Origin of the sequence: Dyadobacter sp. LHD-138 (assembly GCF_030929615.1) — a bacterium.
GTDB lineage: Bacteria > Bacteroidota > Bacteroidia > Cytophagales > Spirosomataceae > Dyadobacter.
The window spans coordinates 218749-226125 of sequence record NZ_JAVFVU010000012.1; the positions used below are offsets into that span (position 1 = coordinate 218749).

At 42.8% G+C, this 7377-nt stretch carries 7 protein-coding genes and 1 rRNA gene; 5 read left to right on the plus strand and 3 right to left on the minus strand.

The genetic code is table 11. The features are described from left to right. Positions 1–23 precede the first annotated feature (23 nt). The gene (locus tag RB622_RS11560) at positions 24–437 is read left to right on the plus strand and encodes a MaoC family dehydratase (protein WP_308046705.1); all 414 of its coding nucleotides are present in this window, start codon (positions 24–26) and stop codon (positions 435–437) included. A 54-nt stretch (positions 438–491) separates the two neighbouring features. On the opposite strand, the gene RB622_RS11565 is transcribed toward RB622_RS11560, so the two are convergent. Both RB622_RS11565 and RB622_RS11570 read right to left on the minus strand, forming a co-directional pair. After that, complete coding sequence (locus RB622_RS11565) at positions 492–671, minus strand: histone H1 (RefSeq protein ID WP_308046706.1); 180 nt, start codon at positions 669–671, stop codon at positions 492–494. Between the two features lie 256 nt (positions 672–927). Beyond that, entirely contained in the window at positions 928–2199 is a 1272-nt protein-coding gene (locus tag RB622_RS11570) for an aminotransferase class I/II-fold pyridoxal phosphate-dependent enzyme (RefSeq protein WP_308046707.1), read from the minus strand. A gap of 192 nt (positions 2200–2391) precedes the next feature. On the opposite strand from RB622_RS11570, the gene accC reads away from it, so the two are divergent. The 4 genes from accC (at position 2392) to RB622_RS11590 (ending at position 7016) form a co-directional block, all read left to right on the plus strand. Further along, a complete protein-coding gene (gene accC, locus RB622_RS11575) occupies positions 2392–3891 on the plus strand; it encodes an acetyl-CoA carboxylase biotin carboxylase subunit (protein ID WP_308046708.1) in 1500 nt (499 codons plus the stop codon). A gap of 277 nt (positions 3892–4168) precedes the next feature. After that, complete coding sequence (gene queA / locus RB622_RS11580) at positions 4169–5218, plus strand: tRNA preQ1(34) S-adenosylmethionine ribosyltransferase-isomerase QueA (protein ID WP_308046709.1); 1050 nt, start codon at positions 4169–4171, stop codon at positions 5216–5218. A gap of 104 nt (positions 5219–5322) precedes the next feature. Next, positions 5323–6000 carry a 2-C-methyl-D-erythritol 4-phosphate cytidylyltransferase gene (locus RB622_RS11585; RefSeq protein ID WP_308046712.1) on the plus strand — a complete coding sequence of 226 codons (678 nt, stop codon included), beginning with the start codon at positions 5323–5325 and terminating at the stop codon, positions 5998–6000. 296 nt (positions 6001–6296) lie between these two features. Next, positions 6297–7016, plus strand: a complete 720-nt coding sequence (locus RB622_RS11590; RefSeq protein ID WP_308046710.1) for a class I SAM-dependent methyltransferase — start codon at positions 6297–6299, stop codon at positions 7014–7016. A gap of 65 nt (positions 7017–7081) precedes the next feature. On the opposite strand, the gene rrf is transcribed toward RB622_RS11590, so the two are convergent. After that, a 5S ribosomal RNA gene (rrf, locus tag RB622_RS11595) occupies positions 7082–7193 on the minus strand. Between the last annotated feature and the right edge of the window lie 184 nt (positions 7194–7377).

The window sequence follows — 7377 nt, forward strand, 5'->3', positions numbered from 1 at the left end:
AAAATTAACGCTAACTTTTTACCATGGATATAGAACCCGTTGTTAACGCTTCGTTTGATCATATTTTTCGCTTTTCGCAAGAGCAGGTTATTCAGTTTGCCGAGCTGACCGGCGATAACAACCCGCTTCACCTGGATGCCGATTATGCTGCAACCACCAGTTTTAAGCGGCCGATTATTCACGGAATGCTGGGTGCTACGGTATTTACAAAAGTACTGGGAACCCAGTTTCCAGGATTTGGCTCCATTTATCTTAAACAGACGCTGGAATTTCTGAGACCTATGTTTGTGGATAATGAATACAAAGCGGTATTTACCATAAAAACCATTGACCCCGCTAAACACATTGCTGAAATTTCTACGGAGATCGTGGATGCCACCACGAAAAAAGTCGTGACCAGAGGCATTGCCACCATGATTAATCAGGAGATATTCTAAAACAAAAAAGCCCGGTGTAAGCCGGGCTTTTTTTGTATACTGTTAAGTCGCGACTTATTCAGCTTCATTCTTTTTGTTCTGCACTTCAGAACGAATATCCTGAGCCAAAGTTTTCAGCTCCTGCATTCCCTTACGTACACGCGTTCCAGCAGCCTGGTTCGCTTTATTGTAAAACTTATCAAAATCGCCTTCAAGCGATAGGATCAAATCTTTCACTTCATCAAATCTTGCCATGTTTTTATTTGTTTTTAGTTAAAATGCCTCTAACACGCTAAAAACGCATGTTTTGCCCGAAATTTAGCAATTAAAAGCATTATCGCAACCCAAAAAACAAAAAAAAACAATACTATAATGCAATTTAATCCAAATCATTGATTTAACTACCTGATAAACAAATATTTACGTTAAATAAATATTTTTATCCCGCCGATAAAAAAAGAGGACATTTTCGCTAAAAAACGTCCTCTTAATACAATGAACAAGGATTTTGCTACTCAGCTACCTCCTGTACGTCTTCAATCTGATAAACTCTGTTCTTCAATTTATCAGCCAAAGCTGTAAATGCTTCAAGCGTATATTCTACATCCTCCAACGTATGTGCAGCCGTAGGAATAATGCGCAGCATGATCTGCCCTTTCGGAACTACCGGATAGACAACGATCGAGCAGAACACGCCCATATTCTCACGCAAATCACGCACCATGCGGGTTACTTCCGGCACACCACCTTCGCTGTGAAGGAAAACAGGCGTCACGGGAGATTCCGTCTCACCGATGTTAAATCCGCGGCTTCTCAAACCATTTTGCATCGCCTCAACATTTTCCCACAATTTGGTACGAAGCTCAGGCATGGTCTTAATCATTTCCAGACGTTTCCTGCATCCTTCCACATAAGGCATTGGAAGCGCCTTCGCGTAAGTTTGGGAACGCATGTTATATTTCAGGTACATGATAATGTCCGGATCATCGGATGCAATAAATGCGCCAATCGCCGCCATAGACTTTGCAAACGTAGAGAAGTAAAGATCAACCTCACCCTGAACGCCAAGCATTTCACCTACGCCCGCTCCTGTTGGCCCCATGGTACCAAATCCATGCGCATCATCAACCAATAAACGGAACTCGTATTTTTTCTTCAATTCAACGATGGCCTTAAGGTCGCCCACTTTACCGGACATTCCAAAAACACCTTCTGTAATAACCAAAACACCCCCTCCTTTTTCATTGGCAGCCTTTGTAGCACGAATCAGGTTCTTCTCAAGACTAGCCATATCGTTATGGTTAAACTTGTAATATTGTCCCATTTTCGCTTTGTGCAACCGGATTCCGTCAATAAGGCAGGCATGCGACTCAGCGTCATATACGATCACGTCACGGTGGTCGCAGATACATTCGATCGCTGACATAACGCCCTGATAACCATAATTCAGCAAAAATGCGTCCTTTTTCCCAACAAATTCAGCCAGTTCTTTTTCAAAAACCTCGTGTAATGTTGAATTACCAGACATCATACGCGCGCCCATCGGATAGGCCAATCCCCATTTCGCTGCTGCTTCTGCATCTACTTTGCGCACTTCCGGGTGATTCGCCAGGCCTAAATAGTTATTAAGGCTCCAGTTCAACACTTCACGCCCCATAAACCGCATCTTGGGTCCCAGATCACCTTCCAGCATGGGAAATGAAAAATAATGATGGCTATTCAGCATTTTAGCCGGTGTTCCGATCGGGCCTGAGTTATTGTGCAGTTTCTCAAAAATATCCACTCTCTTATTCTAATTTATGTTGGGTAACAACTTGAAAATTATGTTAGATAAATGCAAAAATAAAAAAAATAATAATACATTAAATACAAACCTAATATTCAAGGCATTGTAAGTTACCCAAATATTTAAAATAGTACTTTTATATTTTGAATTTATTTACCATATCTTGTAGCCTCATTGTGATCCGATTACATGCCCGAAATCAAAAAAATACTGGTCGCCAACCGTGGCGAAATTGCGCTCCGAATCCTGCGTACAGCACGTGAAATGAATATTGCTACGGTAGCCGTATTTAGCGAAGCCGACCGCAATGCCCCCCATGTACGTTACGCCGACGAAGCCGTTTGTATCGGTCCGGCGGCCTCTTCCGAATCTTATTTAAACACCGATAAAATTCTTGCAGTTTGCCACCAACTTTCTGTGGATGCCATACACCCGGGTTATGGTTTTTTGTCTGAGAATGCCGCTTTCGCCCGAAAAGTGAGAGAAGCAGGATTCATTTTTATCGGGCCATCACCCGAATCCATCGAAGTAATGGGCAGCAAACTGGCCGCAAAACAGGCTGCGGGCAGTTACAACATACCGATGGTACCCGGAACCGCCACCGCCATTGACGACCGTGTTGAAGCAAAACGCATCGCAACGGCCATCGGTTATCCCATTCTGATCAAGGCCAGTGCCGGCGGCGGCGGCAAAGGCATGCGGATCGTGGAAAGCGAAACTGAGTTTGATGAGCAAATGGACCGCGCAGTCAGTGAGGCGGTTTCGTCCTTTGGTGACGGTGCCGTTTTTATTGAAAAATACATTACTTCACCCAAACATATCGAAATTCAGGTACTGGGTGATCAGCATGGAAACATTATCCACCTATTTGAACGGGAATGCTCCATACAGCGACGCCACCAGAAGGTTATCGAAGAAGCCCCATCGATTTCCATAACCCCCGCCATACGCGAAGAAATGGGCCGCTGTGCCGTTGATGTGGCGCGCTCCTGCGGTTACTATGGAGCAGGCACTGTGGAATTCATCATGGATGAAGATAAAAACTTTTATTTTCTTGAAATGAATACCCGTCTTCAGGTAGAACATCCCGTGACCGAACTGATCACCGGCGTGGACCTGGTCAGACAGATGATCTACATCGCTGAGGGAAAACAACTGTCGATCCGCCAGGAGCAATTACAGATCAATGGCCATGCCATTGAGGTACGGGTATATGCCGAAGATCCGGCCAATAACTTTTTACCGGATGTCGGGACTTTAAAAAGATACGTCAGACCGCAAGGCAACGGGGTTCGGGTTGACGACGGCTTCGAAGAGGGAATGGCGATTCCTATCTATTATGACCCAATGCTGGCAAAACTGATCACTTACGGACAGGACCGTGACGAAACCATTCGAAAAATGATCCGGGCCATTGACGAGTTTCATATTTCGGGCGTGCAAACAACCCTGTCATTTTGCAGATTCGTCATGAAACACGAAAGTTTTACCTCAGGCCACTTTGATACCAATTTTGTCAATGCGTATTTTCTTCCTGAACTTTTAAATACAGTACAAAACCCAGTTGAAAAAGCATTGGCAGCTTTAATAAGTGCCCGATTATTACAGGCTAAAAAAGTAGTGAAACACGCTCAAAATGACGGAGAAACGGTTCCTGCTTCCAAATGGAAAAGCCGCCGGCTGGGTTGATATTAAAAAGTAGAATTTTATTGGGATTTATAGCAAAAAATTCATACTTTTGCGGTCTTAATTTTTTGCTATATAAAAAAATTAAGAATTTACGCGAATACTTGACCAATAAATTAAGTATCAACAGAAAAATTTATTTTTTGTATGATAAATAGTTGTTGATCAGCTCAGATAAAGGTTTATTCGTAAAGTTCAGTATTTAATTATATTAAAATAAAAATTTCGACCGCCCCATTTTTGTCTCACGACTTATCGACTTTCACCGATTTAACAAGCTATGAAGCTATCCGAATTTAAATTTGATCTCCCTCAAAGCCTGATTGCACTTCATCCTTCCGACCGTGGCGAATCACGCCTGATGGTAGTTCACCGTGCAACCGGAGAAATAGAACATAAAATGTTTCCTGATCTGATTAATTATTTCGGAGACGGAGATGTCATGGCAATCAATGACACCAAAGTTTTTCCAGCCCGTTTATACGGTCAAAAAGAAAAAACAGGAGCCAAAATTGAAGTTTTTTTGTTGCGCGAACTTAACCGCGAAATGCGTCTTTGGGACGTTCTTGTAGACCCTGCGCGTAAAATCCGGGTAGGTAACAAGCTTTATTTCGGCGACAGCGATCTTGTTGCAGAAGTTATTGACAATACCACGTCACGCGGCCGTACGATCCGTTTTCTTTATGACGGCGACAATGATGAGTTTATGAAACTCGTCGATCAATTGGGCGAAACTCCGCTTCCTCCTGAAATCATTTCTCGCCGTAAAGTGGAAAGTGCTGACCGTGAGCGTTTTCAAACTATTTTCGCTGAACATATCGGCGCAGTAGCTGCACCGACGGCTGGTTTGCATTTTACAAAAGCAATGATGAAACGCCTTGAAATTAAAGGTATTAACTTTGCACCTGTTACCCTGCATGTCGGTTTAGGAACATTCCGTACCGTTGATGTTGAAGATTTGACAAAACACAAAACGGATTCTGAAAACTACCGTATCACACAATCCAGCGCAGATATCGTGAATGCTGCTCTGGACGGCAAAAAACGTGTATGTGCCGTTGGAACGACGTCTCTTAAAGCGATTGAGTCATCCGTTTCAGCAAGTGGACACCTTAAATCAGTGGAAGGCTGGACAGACAAATTTGTGTTTCCTCCCTACGATTTCAAGATTGCAAACGCGATGTTATCCAATTTCCAGCTTCCTGAGTCAATCCTGCTGATGTCTGCCTGTGCATTCGGAGGTTTTGACCTGGTCATGAAAGCTTACGAGATGGCAATCAAGGAAAAATATAAATTCTTCACGTATGGTGATGCGATGTTAATCATCTAATCATTATTTGATCAATATATTTGTGTCATTTATTAACATGTAGGCGTCTCAATGCGCCGGTGTTGATAAATGACATTTTTTTGAATACACTAACCACTTTTATTATGCAGGAATATGCGATCATTGTAGCTGGCGGAAGCGGAAGCCGTATGAAAAGTGATATCCCCAAGCAATTCCTGTCTGTAAACGGTCTTCCCGTGTTAATGCATACACTCCTTGCATTCCGGAACTATTCTTCTTCGCTGCATATTATCCTTGTACTTCCGCAGAATCAGTTCAGCTTTTGGGACGAATTATGTAAACAACATCATTTCTGTGTATCCTATCAGCTCGTTGCTGGTGGAGAAACACGTTTTAACTCGGTAAAAAACGGCCTGGACACGATCCAGCCCGATGCAGGACTTGTGGCAGTCCATGATGGTGTGCGCCCCGTGATAGCTAAGGAAATTATCAGCAACAGTTTCCGCAAAGCGGCTGAATTTGGCGCAGCCGTGGTAAGTGTTCCTTTAAAAGATTCGCTCAGGCGCGCTGATAAAAACGGTAACGTAGCACTGGACCGCTCTCTATTCCGTCTTATCCAAACGCCGCAGACTTTCAGGTTAGACTGGATGCGGAAGGCTTTTGATCATGCCTATCAGCCTGTTTTTACGGATTGTGCCAGCGTACTGGAATTCGAAGGTTATCCCATTCATCTGATTGAAGGATCTTACGAAAATATAAAGATCACTACACCGGAAGATTTAAAATGGGCCGAAGTTTATCTTCAGGGGCCTGTGAAATAAAATTTCAGCGAAAACCGGATTCATTTCACAAACTCTCTTCTCCACTGTTTAATTTCCCAGGAATCGTAGTTTAAGCTTCTTAATATGACGGTCCCCACCCGACTAACAGGTATAACCGTTTAGTGAATTTCATTAAATTTTGCACATTAGTGTACTAAAGGCTATGTAATTGATAAAAACATTGTATTTTTCTCCAAAATAACATCAACCTTTTTATTAGCATGGGAAATTTTGCGAATAACCTTCGGTTATATTTCGGCGTCTTCAAAAGAGTCGGTCACACCTTAACGTTGGGAATGTTAAACGAAAAGCGTAGGGACAATCTTTTGTCGCTTTACAATCATTATCAAGCTCAAAATAACCCGCAGGAAATTACCCCCATAGACCCCTTCATTATTCCCAAAACAGATGTCTTTGAACTTTTCGGCGATGACAAAGCCCAATACGAAGGTGTTTATGAATGTGGATTTGGCCATACCACCGAATTTGAACTCAAAGTAATTAGTAACCTGGTTAGGAAGCTTAATCCCGATAAAATATTTGAGATCGGCACCTTTCAGGGCAGAACAACCCTGAATATGGCATTGAATACGCATTCTAGTGCACAAATTACAACGCTGGACCTGCCTAGCGACGGATTGGGCGCTACGGCAATGGAAATAGAGGAAGGAGAAGTGAGATATGTAAAAAAAGATATTTCCGGAGAGCGATTTATCGGGCACCCGATGGCCAATAAAATTCAGCAGGTTTTTGGTGACTCAGCGACTTATTCTTTCGATGCGTATAAAAACTCAATCGATCTCGCTTTCATTGATGGGTCACATGCATATGAATACGTGTTAAACGACAGTCAAAAAATACTTTCGATAATGCGTCCCGGCGGATTGATAATCTGGCATGACTATACCAACTGGGAAGGTGTGTGGACGGCATTAAACGAACTGTACAAATCCGACTCAAGATTTAAAAACATCAAACACATTGGCGGAACGAGTATTGCTATCCTTGCTGTATAAAAATATGCCCCTCCTAAACGCAAAAAGCCACCCTTATTCAGAGTGGCTTTTGCATTGCAATGGTATTGTGGCGACTACCTACTTTACCAGGTTTGACCCAAGTATCATCGGCGGTTCTGGGCTTAACTTCTCTGTTCGGGATGGGAAGAGGTGAACACCAGGCCAATAGTCACCAACAAGATTTTCTGTTGGTTAATTTGTGACTTCGGGATGGAAACAGGTGAAGCGAATCGTCGCACCGTCCAGGCCAATAGTCACCAACAAGATTGTCTGTTGGTATTAATCAACAAGCTCTTTGTGAGTGTATAATCAATGTCATATTGGAAGCAAAAGAGAATCAGAAAAAGTTGTGCAAGCTGTT

Excerpts from the sequence above, each read along its gene's own strand:
- RB622_RS11565 (WP_308046706.1), bottom strand. The coding sequence starts at position 671 with ATGGCAAGATTTGATGAAGTGAAAGATTTGATCCTATCGCTTGAAGGC.
- accC (WP_308046708.1), top strand. The coding sequence starts at position 2,392 with ATGCCCGAAATCAAAAAAATACTGGTCGCCAACCGTGGCGAAATTGCG.
- queA (WP_308046709.1), top strand. The coding sequence starts at position 4,169 with ATGAAGCTATCCGAATTTAAATTTGATCTCCCTCAAAGCCTGATTGCA.
- RB622_RS11585 (WP_308046712.1), top strand. The coding sequence starts at position 5,323 with ATGCAGGAATATGCGATCATTGTAGCTGGCGGAAGCGGAAGCCGTATG.
- RB622_RS11590 (WP_308046710.1), top strand. The coding sequence starts at position 6,297 with ATGTTAAACGAAAAGCGTAGGGACAATCTTTTGTCGCTTTACAATCAT.
- RB622_RS11560 (WP_308046705.1), top strand. The coding sequence starts at position 24 with ATGGATATAGAACCCGTTGTTAACGCTTCGTTTGATCATATTTTTCGC.